Source organism: Microcoleus sp. bin48.metabat.b7b8b9.023 (assembly GCF_013299185.1).
Taxonomy (GTDB): domain Bacteria; phylum Cyanobacteriota; class Cyanobacteriia; order Cyanobacteriales; family Microcoleaceae; genus Microcoleus.
Genome location: NZ_JAAFKG010000006.1, coordinates 35,170 through 51,591, shown reverse-complemented (window position 1 = coordinate 51,591; position 16,422 = coordinate 35,170). Strand labels below are relative to the sequence as shown.

General features: G+C 46.5%; 16 protein-coding genes. 6 read left to right on the top strand and 10 right to left on the bottom strand.

From position 1 onward, the window contains the following. Positions 1–203: 203 nt before the first annotated feature. The gene (locus tag QZW82_RS05550) at positions 204–1,580 is read left to right on the top strand and encodes an NB-ARC domain-containing protein (protein WP_293145831.1); all 1,377 of its coding nucleotides are present in this window, start codon (positions 204–206) and stop codon (positions 1,578–1,580) included. 9 nt (positions 1,581–1,589) lie between these two features. Here QZW82_RS05550 and QZW82_RS05545 read toward each other — a convergent pair whose 3' ends face one another. Then, the gene (locus tag QZW82_RS05545) at positions 1,590–1,886 is read right to left on the bottom strand and encodes a hypothetical protein (protein WP_293145828.1); all 297 of its coding nucleotides are present in this window, start codon (positions 1,884–1,886) and stop codon (positions 1,590–1,592) included. Positions 1,887–2,163: 277 nt separating this feature from the next. Here QZW82_RS05545 and QZW82_RS05540 point away from each other — a divergent pair, with 277 nt between their 5' ends. From QZW82_RS05540 to QZW82_RS05530, 3 genes are read left to right on the top strand one after another with little or no spacing between them, the layout of a single operon-like run. Then, complete coding sequence (locus QZW82_RS05540) at positions 2,164–2,292, top strand: hypothetical protein (RefSeq protein WP_293145825.1); 129 nt, start codon at positions 2,164–2,166, stop codon at positions 2,290–2,292. Between the two features lie 51 nt (positions 2,293–2,343). After that, the gene (locus QZW82_RS05535; RefSeq protein ID WP_293145823.1) at positions 2,344–2,598 is read left to right on the top strand and encodes a DUF4160 domain-containing protein; all 255 of its coding nucleotides are present in this window, start codon (positions 2,344–2,346) and stop codon (positions 2,596–2,598) included. After that, on the top strand, positions 2,561–2,824 hold the full coding sequence (locus QZW82_RS05530; protein ID WP_293145820.1) for a DUF2442 domain-containing protein: 264 nt from the start codon (positions 2,561–2,563) through the stop codon (positions 2,822–2,824). The genes QZW82_RS05535 and QZW82_RS05530 overlap by 38 nt, the downstream gene beginning before the upstream one ends. Positions 2,825–3,016: 192 nt before the next feature. Here QZW82_RS05530 and ftsH4 read toward each other — a convergent pair whose 3' ends face one another. Continuing rightward, positions 3,017–4,885 carry an ATP-dependent zinc metalloprotease FtsH4 gene (ftsH4, locus tag QZW82_RS05525; RefSeq protein ID WP_293145817.1) on the bottom strand — a complete coding sequence of 623 codons (1,869 nt, stop codon included), beginning with the start codon at positions 4,883–4,885 and terminating at the stop codon, positions 3,017–3,019. 437 nt (positions 4,886–5,322) lie between these two features. Between ftsH4 and QZW82_RS05520 the strand changes: the two genes are divergently transcribed. After that, positions 5,323–6,684 (top strand): ATP-binding protein, encoded by a 1,362-nt coding sequence (locus QZW82_RS05520; protein WP_293145814.1) that lies wholly within the window; start codon positions 5,323–5,325, stop codon positions 6,682–6,684. Positions 6,685–6,949: 265 nt separating this feature from the next. After that, the gene (locus QZW82_RS05515; protein ID WP_293145811.1) at positions 6,950–7,525 is read left to right on the top strand and encodes a hypothetical protein; all 576 of its coding nucleotides are present in this window, start codon (positions 6,950–6,952) and stop codon (positions 7,523–7,525) included. Positions 7,526–7,837: 312 nt separating this feature from the next. On the opposite strand, the gene QZW82_RS05510 is transcribed toward QZW82_RS05515, so the two are convergent. From QZW82_RS05510 to QZW82_RS05475, 8 genes are all read right to left on the bottom strand, one after another. Then, entirely contained in the window at positions 7,838–9,025 is a 1,188-nt protein-coding gene (locus QZW82_RS05510) for a GNAT family N-acetyltransferase (RefSeq protein ID WP_293145809.1), read from the bottom strand. 53 nt (positions 9,026–9,078) lie between these two features. Continuing rightward, a complete protein-coding gene (locus QZW82_RS05505) occupies positions 9,079–9,852 on the bottom strand; it encodes a RibD family protein (protein ID WP_293145806.1) in 774 nt (257 codons plus the stop codon). Between the two features lie 82 nt (positions 9,853–9,934). Beyond that, entirely contained in the window at positions 9,935–10,489 is a 555-nt protein-coding gene (locus QZW82_RS05500) for a Uma2 family endonuclease (protein ID WP_293145803.1), read from the bottom strand. Between the two features lie 113 nt (positions 10,490–10,602). After that, positions 10,603–10,950, bottom strand: a complete 348-nt coding sequence (locus QZW82_RS05495) for a type II toxin-antitoxin system PemK/MazF family toxin (protein ID WP_293145800.1) — start codon at positions 10,948–10,950, stop codon at positions 10,603–10,605. Next, on the bottom strand, positions 10,947–11,177 hold the full coding sequence (locus QZW82_RS05490) for a hypothetical protein (protein ID WP_293145785.1): 231 nt from the start codon (positions 11,175–11,177) through the stop codon (positions 10,947–10,949). Before QZW82_RS05490 ends, QZW82_RS05495 begins: the two co-directional genes overlap by 4 nt. 75 nt (positions 11,178–11,252) lie before the next feature. After that, on the bottom strand, positions 11,253–11,804 hold the full coding sequence (locus QZW82_RS05485; RefSeq protein ID WP_293145783.1) for a hypothetical protein: 552 nt from the start codon (positions 11,802–11,804) through the stop codon (positions 11,253–11,255). A 143-nt stretch (positions 11,805–11,947) separates the two neighbouring features. Continuing rightward, the gene (locus tag QZW82_RS05480) at positions 11,948–14,038 is read right to left on the bottom strand and encodes a hypothetical protein (RefSeq protein ID WP_293145780.1); all 2,091 of its coding nucleotides are present in this window, start codon (positions 14,036–14,038) and stop codon (positions 11,948–11,950) included. Beyond that, complete coding sequence (locus QZW82_RS05475; RefSeq protein ID WP_293145777.1) at positions 14,031–16,076, bottom strand: ATP-binding protein; 2,046 nt, start codon at positions 16,074–16,076, stop codon at positions 14,031–14,033. Before QZW82_RS05475 ends, QZW82_RS05480 begins: the two co-directional genes overlap by 8 nt. Positions 16,077–16,422: the final 346 nt, after the last annotated feature.

Here is a 16,422-nt window from a genome sequence, read left to right as displayed (position 1 = left end):
ATTTACAATTTAAATGCACGACAGCTTAACAGCTTATCCAATCATTTTCTATAAACCCCAGCTTTGTCTAGCCAAAAAAGCTCAGTTTTGTTGGCAATTTTGTTGGCAATTCAAACTCGCTACGATAAAAATGTTGGAAAATGCCAGAAAATGTTGGAAAATGTTAGGTATAATACGGAAAATCACAACATTCACGATACTCCATGAATCTCAATGAAGTGTTACAAATAGCTGACGAGATGGTATTTGCCAAAACGGGTCAGCACCTCGATAACTTACAAGAGGCAATTCTGCGAGGAACCATGCAAGGTGAGAAATATACCAAAATTGCCGAGGAGATTCACTGTAATGAGAGTTATGTTAGGGATGTTGGCTCAAAGTTATGGCAGATACTTTCAGAAGAGTTGGGAGAAGATGTTAGTAAAACAAATTTTAGATCGGCAATAGAGAGGTTGCAAGTCTCGATAGTTTCACATTTGGAACAGCATCACAACAAAATTGGTAGTTTTAACATCTGTGGAGAAACGTTACATTCACCAGATACACAAAACTCACACCCACCAAATCAGGAAACATCTAACCCAAAACAACCTCAAACCTCACATCAAGATTTAAGCGAAATGCCGGAGTTGGGTGATTTCTTCGATCGCACCCCCCAACTCCAAACCCTCACAACCTGGATTCTACAACAAAACAGCCGCCTCATAGCCCTCACCGGCATCAGTGGAATCGGCAAAACAACCCTAGCAGTACAACTCGTACAACAAATTAAAGAGGAGTTTGAGTACGTTATTTGGTGCAGCATAGACGCATCGCACACCCTAGATGAATTTGAACATAAACTAATACAGTTTTTTTCCCAGTCAGAAAAACTAGATTCCCCAACCAACCAGAAACGCTTACCGGTGATTAAGTATTTACAAAAGCATCGCTGTTTAATAGTCTTGGATGACGTTCACAACCTTTTCTGTAGCGGCGAATTGGCAGGAAAGTATAAACCAGACTACGAAGAATATCGCTCTTTATTCAAACAGATAGAAAAATTATCTCATAAAAGTTGCTTTATGCTAATTGGTTGGGAACAACCGAGAGAAGTGACTCAATTTAAAAACCAAAATACTCCCATTCGTACCTTACAACTGGTAGGTTTAGACATCGCAGCCGGACGGGAAATCCTGAGAGATTGTGGGTTAGAAGAAATTGACAACAGTGAAGCACTCATTCACCGCTATGAAGGCAACCCGCTATGGTTAAAAAGCGTGGCGACTTTGATTCAAGAATTGGGAATCGGCGCGACAGAATTATTACTAGATGATACCATATTGTTACCCGAAGATTTGAAAGATGTTTTACAGCAGCAGTTCGATCGCACTTCCGAACTAGAAAAACAAGTCCTGTCCTTGTTGGCGACAGAAAACCAGCCAGTCAACTTCGCCAAATTGCTACAACATGGACAAATATCATCATCAGATTTGCTAAACGCGCTCCAATCTTTATCGCGGCGCTGTTGGATCGAAAAACAGGCAAGTCTTTACACTCTGTCACCTGTACTGAAGCAGTATATCAAAACTCGACAATGAATAAACGCTTCAAACAACACCGCTTGTCAACTCTTGTTTCCTCAAATTCGGCAACAATGCCAAAACATCCAAATACCACCACCAACGCTGAGGTGTAATCTCCTCAAATTTGCGCTTCTCGGTTAAATCCACAAATTTTGACAACTCCTCATAAAACTCCCTTGCTTGTTCCACTAACCGTCCATCGGCCTTTGCTAATAAACCTTTCTCTTCCTCACTCAGTTGAGATTCAACTTTTGCCAACTCATCTCTAAGTTGCAACATTTCTAAGTGTTCAGCCCCACTCACATCTGGAAATTCAACCATTACACAATAGTTTTTTACCAAAATATTCATAACAAATCCTTAACTAAACCTTGTATTTTAAAAGTGATTTACCGTTGGGTGGGGGCGGGTTTAGGAGATTGTGGGTTTTAGGCAATTATTGTTGGTGAACCCGCCCCTACAAATTTTTGACAGAGGGTAAAATTTCAATTATACCAAATCTGGCTTAAATAACTCCTTTATTTTTTAGTCTGCGGAGGCAGACTTTGTTTGTGTAGAAGCGGTTTCAACCGCCCAATCATCTTATGAGTTAGAATTGATGGTGCGACGCGAAGATCCTTGGATTAATGCTAGAGGTGAGTTACCAAAAGATGAACCTTCTCATGCTATTATTACCAAGGAATCAATGAGAAAATTTTACAAAAGCCGTGTCATCGAAGAAGCATAAAAAAAGACAAGATACAGAAATTCGCATTAAAATGTTGTATAACCTGGAATTATGCCAACTATTTTACGAGTAGGCCCTTACCGACTTTACTTTTACAGCCATGAACCGAATGAACCACCTCATGTTCATATTGACCGAGACAAATCATCGGTTAAATTTTGGCTGGAGCCAGTCAGTTTAGCGAACAACCTTGGTTTTAGCGCTAAAGAACTTCGGAAAATACAGTCGGTAGTACAAGAAAATCAACAAACTTTATTGGAGGCTTGGTATGGGTATTTTGGCGATTCGAGCGGACGAGAGAGTTAAGGAAATTCATTTTACTGAAGAAACAATTAGCGTTGATTTGATGGATGGACGAATCATTACCGTGCCTTTAATTTGGTATCCCAGATTGTTTAATGCAACTCCCGATCAAAGGGCAAAATGGGAAGTATGTGGAGGAGGTTATGGCATTCACTGGGAAGAAATCGATGAAGACCTCAGTACAGAAGGAATGCTGCGAGGGGCACCGGCTCCGAAGCCTTCTGCTTGACAATTTACGATATCAAAAAACGCAGATGATTACAAATCATCTGCGTTAATCTGCGGTTTAATTAAACAAGACTTATGTACTCCGAATAAAGAAACCGGGTTTTTGAGCGAATCTGCAATGCTAACAAAGTATTCTCAGTAAAAACCCGGTTTCTGGACTCTCATGCGTAAGTCCTATTAAACCCTTTTAAACTCAAGCCACAACCTTATCTAAAGGCAGCACTTCAGCCAGTAATTTGTGCAAAGCTTCGCCTTCAACTACTTCAGTTTCTAACAGTTGCTGCGTGATTGTTTCCAGCAATTCCCGATTGGCTTTCAGAATATCCAAAGCGTGCTGATGTGCGGTTTCAACGATTTCTTTGACTTCTTGATCGATCGCCTCCGCAGTTTGAGCACTCACCGCACGGCGAGCATTTCCCATCCCATCGTTGAGGAACATTGCTTGTTGGCCGCGATCGTAAGCTAGAGGCCCCAACACCTTACTCATACCGTAAGTTGTTACCATTCTCTCTGCTAAATCAGTCGCCCTTTGCAAGTCATTGGAAGCGCCGGTAGTGATGCTACCAAATACGACTTCCTCAGCCGATCGCCCTCCAAGTAGTGTAGCAATTTGACCGCGCAATTCCGATTCATCCAACAAGAAACGATCTTCCGTCGGTACTTGCAACGTGTAACCCAATGCAGCCATACCGCGCGGGACGATCGAGATTTTCGACACTTCGCCGCCGCCAGTCATCACAGCGCCAACCATGGCGTGCCCGACTTCGTGATAAGCCACAATCTTTTTCTCTTTTTCGTTGAGCACCCGGCTCTTCTTTTCCAAGCCAGCTACAACGCGCTCAAATGCCTCATAGAAGTCTTCCTGTGCCACAGTGAGGCGCTTGTTACGGGCAGCTAGCAAGGCAGCTTCATTGACCAAATTTGCCAAGTCTGCGCCCGAAAAACCGGGGGTACGAGTGGCGACGGCCTTTAAGTCAATATCCGGGCCCAACTTCACTTTTTGAGAGTGAATGTTCAAAATTGCTTCGCGGCCAGATAAATCCGGGCGATCGACTAAAACTTGGCGATCGAAACGGCCTGGGCGCAACAAAGCAGCATCTAAACTTTCCGGGCGGTTCGTTGCAGCGAGTACAATTACCGTAGTATTACCCGCTGCAAAACCATCCATTTCAGTTAATAGTTGATTGAGAGTTTGTTCGCGTTCGTCATTCCCGCCGAATGCAGCGTTAGTGCTGCGAGATTTGCCGATCGCATCCAATTCATCAATGAAAATAATACAAGGAGCTTGCTTCTTAGCCTGCTCGAATAAATCTCGGACTCTCGCAGAACCAACACCGACAAACAGTTCGACAAACTCCGAACCGGAGATGCTAAAAAACGGCACACCAGCTTCACCAGCCACTGCTTTGGCTAACAGCGTTTTGCCAGTTCCCGGCGGCCCGACTAACAGCACACCCTTCGGAATTCGCGCGCCAATTGCCGTAAATCTGTCTGGAGTTTTCAGGAACTCAACAACCTCAACTAATTCTGTTTTAGCCTCTTCTACTCCAGCGACATCAGCAAACGTAATTTTCGCCGAGTCTCCTTCCACGTAGACCTTAGCCTTGCTTTTGCCGATCGACAGCGCACCCTGCGGCCCGCCACCGCCCCGGTTCATGAAAAATTGAAATATTGCCACAAAAATCAGCGGCGGCACTACCCAGCTTAAAACACTGCCAATCCAGCCATTTTTAGAAGGCGGAGTTGCCGCAAATTCAACGCCTTTTTCTTGCAAAAGTTTAGGCAGTTCCAGGTCAAAAATTGGCGTAGTTGACAAAACTTGTCCTGGTTTGTCGCCTTCGCCTTTGAGTTGGTAGCGAATTTCATTTTGACCTACCGAAGCTCTAACTACATCTTGTTCTTGGACTTGATGGACGAACAAACTGTAAGGCACTTGGGGAATTTGGGGGCCGAACAAATTGGGCAAAAAGATGTTTGCTAGCAGAAACAAGCTTGATAGCAATAACACGATATTGCTGATTTGCCGAAAACGAGGGGGTTGGGGCTGGTCTTTAATTGCCATTGATAACGTTCATCCTTTAATATTAAGCAGTTTAATTCATTTATTTTCTCATCAAATACGCAGGTCGTGTCAATCGGATTTCCTCACTCTGTCGGGTCGGTTAACCGGGTAGCATGGATTTGAGATTTAAAACGAACCGCTTTCGTCGCGAAGGGCGCAAAGGAAGATAAGAATAGAAGAACAGAGCAAGGCGCATCTCATTTTTGCAAATATATTCCTAGGGACTCTAGCATTGTGGCAGTAAATATGTGGTTGTTACTAATAAATTGTCTGCCGGAATGCGAGAACCATTGCAAAATACCAGATGCACTCGCAGAGCGTTATACTTGTGAATGGTTGGTTAATAGTTATTACTTCAACATCCCTTTAAAATTCTCTTCCTCTTTTCTTACTTCGCGCTCTTTGCGTCTTCGCGGTTCGTTATTTCCAAATTTCCCATGTTTCAAACTACTCGCCGCCGCCTTGCTATTTGGTACACTGCCGTTACTGCCGTGTTGTTACTTGTATTCGCCACGGGTTTCTATTTCTACGTTCGCAATACTTTGATCGATCGCATCGACGACACTCTCAATCACGTTGTAGAAATAGTAGAGCGAACTCTCGCGATCGAACCGATAAGTTCTTCGAGTAGGGGTGCTAAAACTAAGTTGCAAGTTAATATTCAAACGAGTTTTCGAGACAGCACGGATGCAGTAGAAGACGACCACATTGATTTAGAATGGTTCAGTCCTACGGGCGAGTTGCTGTGGTCTACTTTGTCGGAACCGCTGAATGTGCCGATTCGCGCTAATCGCACGGGCGAAACGGTTTGGATAATTAATAATAAGTTGCAGGATCAAAACTATTCTCTCAGACAAGTTACGCAGCGTGTGGAAATCGGCCGCCAAGTTTTGGGATATTTGCGAGTCAGCCATCCTTGGTTTGAAGTGACAAAACCGATCCGCCAATTAATTTTTGATTTGATTTTGGGCGCGAGTTTAACTTTAATTTGCGTGGCGGCTATTGGCTGGTTGCTGTCAGGATTGGCGATCGCACCTGTGCGAGAATCTTACAGCCGTCTCAAACAGTTTACCGCCGATGCTTCCCACGAACTCAGAAATCCGATCGCCACTATTCAAACAAATGTCCAAGTAGCCTTGGCCGAACCCGACATCGAACCGCAGCAACACCAACAGCTACAGGTTATCGAACGCCTGACGCGCCGTTTGGGGCGGTTGGTTGACGATTTGCTATTTTTAGCCAGACAAGACAGCGGAATCGTGCAGCAGCAGTGGGTTGATGTTCCTCTCGATGCTTTGTTGATGGAGGTAATTGAAGAACAACTCGCGATCGCCCTTACCCAAAATCTCTCTCTCTGTTTGGAAATAATCGATTCGCCCGACACAGAAAATAACTTTACAGTTTTAGGCGACTGGGATCAACTAGCGCGACTGTTTACCAATATTGTCAGCAACGCCGTACAGTACACGCCCTCTGGCGGGGAAATTGAAGTAGAATTGCAGTTGGCAGCTAAAAACAAAAGAAATTCGTCGCCAATCAATTCTGCACTGCAAATCAAAGTCACAGACACCGGAATGGGGATTTCCCCGGAAGCGCTACCGCATTTGTTCGATCGATTTTACCGCGCAGATCCCGCCCGCACCCACCGCAGCGCCGCCGGTTCCGGTTTAGGATTAGCCATAGCCAAAGCCATTGTCGAAAACCACCGCGGCCAAATCCGGATTGACAGCCAAGTCGATCGGGGAACCGCTGTTACCGTAACCATCCCCGCCCACAAATCAGAAACATCTCGCCCCTAAAACCTCCCCTCTTCCCCTCTTCCTCTGCGCCCTCTGTGGTTAAAAAATCTCCCCCTCAAACCCTGATTAGAAACATCTCGCCCCTAAAACCTCCCTCTTCCCCTCTTCCTCTGCGCCCTCTGCGCCCTCTGCGGTTAAAAAAATCTCCCCCTCAAACCCTGATTATTTGTACCTCGGGCGCATAACCAGCTATTAAAATTCAATTCGGGCATAGACTAACATAAACTTTGTTGGAAATCTCGATCGAACTTGTGAGGAGTTATTTATGTTTCGCCACAATCAACCGTTGAACAAAATCAGCTTGCTAGCAGCCACCTGCGGCGGTTTACTCGTCAGTCTAGCCACACTTTCCCAAGCAGGCGGCCCCCCGCCCCAACAAGGAAAACCCGTTTCCCAACCGAGTCCCGCAGCCACTCCGGGAACAGGAAAGCCCGTTGCCCAACCTAGTCCCGCTGTAAGTCCCAGCCCCAACGGGATGCCCTCAAAACCTGCAACAACAGACGCGCCACCCCGCTTCCCGATGCCCGCTGCGCGAGTGACGCCGACATCCGGTATGGTAGTAATTAAACTGGTGAATACCACCAATGCAGTCATCAATTATCAAGTAGTGGGCCTTACCCCACCGCGCACTTTGGGCGAACAATCGGAAATTGTACTCACAAACATCAAAGTGCCAATCACCCTCACCTACCAACGTCCAGACGGCGGATTGATGCTGGTTCGCCCGCAAGCCACAGCGACGACAGGAATGTTGCAAGTAAATTTCGGCGCGACAACCGACTTGGGCATCGATACAAAATCGATGGAAATTCAAGAAGACGGGCGAGTATTCTTGAATTAAATCAAAAAAAGGTTCGTAGTGAGGACTTCAGTCCTTCTTCATCCCAAAAAAAACTCACAGTCCTCATGACAAACCAGGTTCGTAGTGAGGACTTCAGTCCTTGTTTATCCAAAAGAAAAGAACTCAATTCCTCATGAAAAACTAGGTTCGTAGTGAGGACTTTAGTCCGCATTCATCCATCAGGAAAAAACTCAAATTCCTCATAAAAAACCAGGTTCGTAGTGAGGAATTTAGTCCTTCAGGTTCGTAGTGAGGACTTTAGTCCTTCTTCATCCATCAAGAAAGGACTGAAGTCCTCACTACAAACACGGACTAATCCGAAGAATCATCCTGATTGAAAGGCAAATCCTGATTAACTAAATCAATTTCCTCCTGTTCCCTCTCATTGATTTGACCAATATAAGACTTGAGAATTTGCGCCAAACGGTTGTTATAAAATCGGTGCAAACTATAATTTGGCGTAGCTGGAAAGCCGCGCCTTTTTTTGTGCCTCCCGCCGGCACCCGGATCGAAGGTTTGGATGCCCCGATCGATCGCCCATTCGATCGGTGTATAGTAACAAGCATCGAAGTGCAAGCAGTCAATTTCCTGCAAACTACCCCAATAACGCCCGTAAAGTCGATCGCCCTTATACAGACAAAAAGACATTCCCATCGGCTGTCTCTCATCTTCCTTATCGTAGGCGGCGACAAACAAAACGCGATCGCGATAATTGTGGTGCAACTGTTCAAAAAACCGCTTAGTCAGATACTTGCTACCCCACCAACCAAACTTATCGCAAGTATTCTCATAAAAAGCATACATTTGCCCAAACATCGCTTGGGGAATTTCATCGCCAGTCAAAGTTTTCACCAACAAACCTGCCGTTTCCACAGCCTTGCGTTCGCGCTTGATATTGCGGCGCTGGTTGGCATTAAACGTGCCTAGATAGTTGTCAAAATTTTGATGGCTTTGATTTTGCCAAATATAACTGTGGTGCAGCCAAGCGCTAAAACCGTGACGTTCCATGCGATCGCGCCAGACAGGATCGACATACAGGAAATTGCAACCAGAGATGTTGTGCCGATCGCAAAAATGGTCGATCGCACTTACCATGATACCAGTTAACTCATCCTCATCTTCCCCATCCGCAATCAAAAACCGATAGCCTTCCGTAGGGGTAAACGGAGTCATTCCCATTAATTTGGGATAGTATTCAATACCCAAACGTTGAGCTAAATCAGCCCATTGATTATCGAATACAAATTCGCCGTAACTGTGACTTTTGACATAAAGCGGCGCACAAGCAATCAACTGTTTGTCTCGCCAGACTGTCAAGTGATGTGGTAGCCAACCGTTTTTACCTGTCGCGCTACCGGAAGTTTCGAGATTGTTAAGCCAATCCCATTCGAGAAATGGCGTTTTGAGTGGCATCGCCAAAGCATCCCATGATGCTTGGGGGATGTCTGCTAGTTTGCTAATCCAGGCTACAGAATATTGAGGTTTCGGCTGTTTCAGCATAGGGAGATTTGAGCGTAGAGCGATCGAACTTTATTTAACTTAATACAACTCCCCTATTTATGGGTATTTTGACTCTGTGCTCGATCGCACCGATAATGCAAAAACACCTCACATTCCACCTGTTTTACCGCCAAAAGCTCCAATTTCGGCGCTAAATGCGCTAAAAAACCCTTTCCCTCCACAGGTGTCGGTGCATCCGCGCCGCCCAAAATTAACGGACAAACCGTCAGCCAGAGCTCGTCTATCAAGCCCGCAGCCAGCACAGACGCGACGAGTTTTCCACCTCCCAAAATTGCCAAACGTTTGATTCCGAGGGTTTCTAGCTGTTGAAAAGCATCGTTCCAATCGATTTCGCCATCGATAGTGTTGGCGGTTAAAGTGCGATCGAACAGAGATGTTGCACCACTGTCAAAAACTTGTAGGGGCGGGTTCACCAACAGCTTTAAAGCGTGCAGACAGGCTAAATAAACCCGCCCCCACCCACAAAAAAGCCCCCTGTCTTTTCCAGTTAACAACCAGCGGGGAACCGGTTGCTGGAAAAATCGTAAGTTTGGGTCAAATTGGTGCGATCGGGAACACACAATTTGCACGGGTTGTGGGGGCTTTCCTTGCAGTTTCCTTTGTTCTAGCAAATCGGGGGAAATTACTCTCAGAGTGGTTCCATAGGCGCGCAAAGTGCCGTTTCCGAAGAGAACTGCGTCACTGGCGGCGACTTGTTGTTCGAGGTGGGATTTGTCGTTAGCCGAACCGAATCTGGCGGCGGTGAGGGCGGTATCTGTAATTTTGCCATCGGCACTCATGGCGAGTATTACTGTTGTGTGAGGCATTCGATTTGAGATTTGGGATTTCTGATTTTAGAATACAAAAAACCCAGCGGTTGAAATCGCCGAGTGTTTCTACCTCATTTACCTAATTCCCGAATAAACGATCGATCGCAACTGAAACATTTGGAAAAGCGAGGGGATTAATATTACCGTGAGTCAGAGTTTCTCTGAATTGATAGCCAGCATCGGTAGGATCTCGAAACACGATTAATTCCATAGTTCGCAAATTGACAACCCAATACTCGGCAATCCCGGCGGCGGCGTAAATTTTGTTCTTGATTCCCAAGTCTTTAGTCAGAGTAGAATTTGAGTATTCTATCAGCCAAAAGATATTTTCTGGATAGGGATGATGTTCTCGATAATTTTGTCCCAAACGTTGAATTACAGCGATATCTGGTTCGGGTTCGGAGTTGTTAAGTGGCAAGGTAATGGGCTTACCTTGTCGCACTTTAGCCCGATCGCCTAGCAAGTACATTAGGTACTCTCCAGCCTCATCGCTACAGTAAGCATGAGATTCTCCTTCGGGAGCCATTTCGATTATTTCTCCACCGATTAGTTCAACTTTTCGTCCTTCCAGAATGCCGGCTGCAATGATGCGGTGGTAGTCTGCAACCGTCCATTTTACAGTTGTGACGCTCACGGCGATTACTCCTGTGTTTTTATTGTTATTTTACAGTCGATCGCACATTTCTCCCAAATTCCATACTTTTTATTCCCATGAGGAAAGCGGATTGAAGATTCGATCGCTCTTTTTTAAGGCAAGTAACCCAAGGTAAATAATATGATATTTTCTAATTGTACCAGTATCTCTGGATTGACTTCACCAATTTTATTTCGCAATCTTGTTTTATCCAAAACTCGCAGTTGATGGCACAATGCAACAGAATCTTGAGTCAATCCTCCCTCACCGCCGGGAATTAGAACACAGGAAGGAAGAGAGGCGCGGCGCAGATTTGTGGTGAGAGGAATACTGATGACAGTAGTGGTGTATCTCGAAAGAGTATCGTTTTGAAAAATAATTGTGGGACGCACGCCTGCTTGTTCGGAACCTTGTGTCGGATCGAGGTTGGCAATCCAGATTTCACCTCGTCTGATTGTCATGCCAAATCCTCATGTTTGAGGAGTTCTACATATTCGCTGATTCCGAGTTCTGCAAGTTGTCGGTCTTCTTCGGCAAATTCGCTGTAAAGTGCAGCTAAGTTAGTTTCATCGATCGCAGGAATAGTCACTAATCTGGCACGGAATTTCAGGAAGGCAATAAATTCAAATACTTGTTGGAGTTGTTCTCGATCGAACTTTTCTAATTCTTGTTGGATTAACTCTCTCATGACAGTTGCTTTTATTGTCAAGTTTTCTGTATTATAGCCCGATCGCCCATCCACAAAAAAACCCGATCGCCCCCATCAACCAAAAACCCGATCGCCCCCATCAACCAAAAACCCGATCGCCCATCCACCCAAAAACCCGATCGCCCATCCACCAAAAACCCGATCGCCCATCCACCAAAAACCCGATCGCACATTTCTCTCAAATTCGATCGCCCATCCACAAAAATGCGATCGCCCATCCACAAAAAACCCGGCCGTTGAAACCCAAAAACCCCGGCGGTTGAAACCGCGGCTACACAGACAAAACCCGCCTCCGCGGGTTGAAGATTTCACCCGATGATTTTGCATCTGGGAATACCCTCTTCGTCCGCGGAGGCGGACATCGTTTGTGTAGACGCGGTTTCCAACCGCCGGGATTTCAACCGCCTCCGATTTCAAATGCGATCGCACATTTCTCTCAAATTCGATCGCCCATCCACCCAAAAATGCGATCGCACATCCACCTAAAAACCCGATCGCCCATCCACCCAAAAACCCGATCGCCCATCCACCCAAAAACCATAAACCCCGGCGGTTGAAACCGCGGCTACACAGACAAAACCCGCCTCCGCGGGTTGAAGATTTCACCCGATGATTTTGCATCTGGTGAATACCCTCTTCGTCCGCGGAGGCGGACATCGTTTGTGTAGACGCGGTTTCCAACCGCCGGGTTTTTTCCGAAATACTTCCCTACAACCCACAGATGTGGACAAAAACCTCGCTGTCAACTGTCAACTGTCAACTGTCAACTGTCTACCTCCCTCCAATCGCAGGAAATGCACTCGGCCCGATCGATCGCCCGCTACAACTGTCACTCCATCAGGGGCGATCGCACAACAATTAAATCTATACTCTCCACTGAAACTAGCAACCTCTTTTCCACTAAGCAAATCCCAGACTTTTAGGGTGCGATCATCTGAACCGGAAACTGCTATTTTGCCGTCTGGTGCGATCGCCACTGCACTTACCATGCTAGTATGACCTGTGGAGATTCTCAGTTCAGTGTCGCTTTCTGTATCCCAGATTTTCAGCGTTTGATCCCCTGAAGCGGAAATCGCTCTTTTTCCGTCTGGTGCGATCGCCACTGCATTTACATAGTTAGTATGACCCGTGAGGGTTCTAAGTTCGGTGCCGCTTTCTGTGTCCCAGATTTTCAGCGTTTGATCCCCTGAAGCGGAAATCGCGGTTTTGCCGTCTGGTGCGATCGTCACTGCTAGTACCTGGCTACGACAACTCGTGAAGGTTCTAACTTTTGTACCTGTCTCGGTGTCCCAGATTTTTAGGGTGCGATCGTCTGAAGCGGAAATCGCGGTTTTGCCGTCTGGTGCGATCGCCACTGCATTTACATAGTTAGTATGACCCGTGAGGGTTCTAAGTTCGGTGCCGCTTTCTGTGTCCCAGATTTTCAGGGTTTTATCAAATGAAGCGGAAATCGCGGTTTCGCCGTCTGGTGCGATCGCCACTGCACTTACCACGGTAGTATGATCGGTAAGAGTTCTCAGTTCTCTACCGCTATCTGTGTCCCAGATTTTCAGGGTTTTATCAAATGAAGCCGAAATCGCGGTTTTGCCCTCTGGTTCGATCGCCACTGCACTTACCACGCTAGTATGACCTGTGAGGGTTCTAACTTCGATGCCTGTCTCGGTATCCCAGATTTTCAGGGTGTTATCCCGTGAAGCGGAAATCGCAGTTTTACAGTCTGGTGCGATCGCCACTGCCGTTACCTCGCTAATATGACCAGTAAGAGTTTTCAATTTCCGACCTGTCTGGGTGTCCCAGATTTTCAGGGTGTTATCCCGTGAGGCGGAAATCGCGGTTTTACAGTCTGGTGCGATCGCCACTGCCGTTACCTCACTAATATGACCAGTAAGAGTTTTCAATTTCCGACCTGTCTGGGTGTCCCAGATTTTCAGGGTGTTATCCCGTGAGGCGGAAATCGCGGTTTTACCGTCTGGTGCAATCGCGACTGCTGATAGATAGTCAGTATGACCGATGGTTAAAAGTTCGATGCCAGTGTCTGTGTCCCAGATTTTCAGGGTTTTATCAAATGAAGCCGAAATTGCTGTGAGGCCGTCTGGTGCGATCGCAACTGCTAATACATAGCCATGATGACCGGTGAGAGTTAAAATTTTGCTTCCGGTGTCTGTGTCCCAAATTTTGAGGGTTTTATCATATGAAGCCGAAATCGCTGTTTTGCCATCCGGTGCGATCGCCACTGCTGTTACCCTGTGAGTATGACCAATGAGAGTTTTCAGTTCCCTGCCACTGTCTGTGTCCCAGATTTTCAGGGTTTTATCCCCTGAAGCGGAAATCGCTGTTTTGCCGTCGGGTGCAATCGCGACTGCATTTAACGGGCGAGTATGACCTGTGAGAGTTCGCCTACATCCTTCACCCGGTCGCTCCAAATTAGTCTTCAAAGGCCGCAGCCAAGGACGATCTTTCCACTGCTTAGCCTGTTCCAACATCCTCTGAATTTCAGGCAATTCAAAATCCAGCAACCTCCCCAACAATTGCCCCGCCAACTGCGTTTTATCCCATTCCAAAACGTGCGCCGACTTCCGAATTGCCCCTTGAATCAACCGCAAACTTTCCCCTTGCCCCTCCGACAACAAAACATCAGAAACCCTCGCCAAATCGTAATCCTCAATTAACGCTTGAACCCCCACCGCATCCAACTTCGCCTCAATAAAATCAAAATCCGTCAACAACTGATGCAACCGTTCCCCTTGAACACTCTCCGCCAAATGCCCCGGCAGAGTTTCCAAAGCATAAAGCCGCTTTTTCGGCGACAGTTTCCCCAACCGTTCTTTAAACTTACTCATCCCCGTACAAATCCTCCCACAAATTATCAGAAATCGCCGTTTCAATATCCCGCAGCGACACCCCAGCTTTCTGCACCACATCGATACGATGCAAAAATCTTTGGAAACTCGCGTGATAGATACTGTAATCGGGAGGACTATCACCGCTACGGCGCAGAAACTGTTCCCAATCATCCAGAACTTCCTGCACATCCAAGGCATCTTCCTCGGCAAAATCCGCCAAAATATCGCAGCAAACTGGCTTGCGAGTTTTCGTCAACAAATAAATCACCTTCAACTTCCGGCGGCGCAATTCTTTATCCCTAACCGCCATTTCCATCCGCGCCCAATGCTTGTCATAATATCCTTCCAATTCCCTCGGCAAATCTTGCAAATTCACATCGCTGTACTTGCCGCTATCGATATCATTCAGCACGTAGCGCAGGTACATAAAATTATTCTGGCTTTTTTCCGCCACCGCTGCCACAAACTGTTCGCGCTGCAAATTTTGACGGTTAATCCAACTCTGAATAGACGCGCTGTTCCCCGTGCGTTTGTCAATATAAACCTTGACATCCGCCAAACTTTCTGCACTGTACTGCATCAAATCAAAAACGTCATGATTTGGCAAAGGCAGAGTTTTCGGCTGCTTGGAAACAATAAAATAAACGTTATCGGGCAAAGCATCGGGCAAATACAAAACATTGCTACCGCGCCCCTGCAAACCCAGATCAACTTCATCCAGGGCATCGACGACAATAATCAACTTTTTGCCGCCCAATTTAGCGCTGACTTCCCCCAACAATCGACTCAGAAAGTTGCCATCTCTCGTCGCATTTTCCGGCAGTTGCGGATAATTTAGTTGATAGCGTCGAATTAACTGAGTGCAGGCATTTTCCAGAAATTGTTCGGCGCGGACAATACCTTGAGATTGCGAGTTAAAATGGGCGACACAGCGCCGCTTTAGCAGCAGCACTAACTTCGCCATAATTGAACTTTTCCCGACTCCCGGATCTGCTTCTAAAACAAAATAGCCTTTGCGATTGTTCTGCAAAAATTCGGCAATTGCTGCAAACACAAATCGGCGGCCGGTAAAGTCTTGAGTCCGGTCTTGAATAATCGTTTCGCACTCGTAGGGCAGCGGCAATCGGGGCGTACCAGTATCAACAAATCGTTCCAGCAAATTCTGAATCTGCGCCAAATCGGATCGGATGCCAATTTCTATTGATTCCAACTTCACCATCACTTGACAAATCTGCTGCTGCGTCGCCACGGCCTCCAATTTGTGCAGAATCTCCCCATTTTGCAGCCCCAAATCTCTCAATTCAGTCAAAGCAATTTGGTGGAGATTCAACAGCATCGCCGCAAATTTTTCTCCTCCCTTCGCCGCATCCAGTTTCAGCACTTCGCGGTACGCTTTCGGGAATGTTGCATACAGTTTGTTCGCCACAAATTCCACGATTTCCCCATCGAAGGATTTGCCCTCGCTGGCCGCGAATTCCCGCAGGAAACTTGCCCAATCTTGCGGTGTCAATCCGGTAACGCGATCGAACTCCTCGACATCCGCCGAAAAAATCTGGGTTAACTGCTCTTCGGAAATCTGTAAACCCCTTGACAAATCGGCTGTATCCGTGTTAATATCCAGCCAATATTGGGGAGTTTTCTCAGCTAATTGATCTACAGCCTGTTTTGCGTAAGGCAAATTTTTGGTTTCGGCGATCGCAATTAATTGATCCGACTTCGCAACCTCCCTCAAAATATAGCCGATCGCCTCACCCGCCGCCTTAGTCAAATCGTGATTGTCGAGAATATTGGGATTTTTCCCCAATCGTTCCGTCATCTTATTTCCGAGGTCACTCGCCGCCATATTTCCCGCAACACCACCGGCAATCGCTGCTAAGATCGAAATGCCACCAAGTGCGATCGGGCCACCCATCATCCCCGCTGCTGCTTGTGTTCCCGGATTGGCGATCGCGCTTGAAATAACTTGCCCAACAGCCATCACCGCACTGCATCCAATTACCCGAACTTTAGTATTAGCTAAATCAACTAACGACATAATTTAAATATTTCCCATACTTTGCAATAGTTTAGCGCGGCCAGATAATTAAATACAACGTTAATTAATCCGATTAACAAAGGAGACTTTGAATACTCTTGTCCCCCCCGACTATCAGGGGGGGCTAGGGGGGATCTCCGGGTTTTCAACTGAAGACTGAAACCCTGTGTATCTCTCGTTTGTATCGAAGTCTAGATCCCCCTAAATCCCCCTTAAAAAGGGGGACTTTGAGAATGCTTCCATTCCCCCTTGTAGGGGCAGTGCCCCCGTGAGAGCCCTCTTGGTTGGGTGGATCTCCGGGTTCTCAACCCCCAGCAGCCCCCACTCTCCGATTTGTAAACTTTTT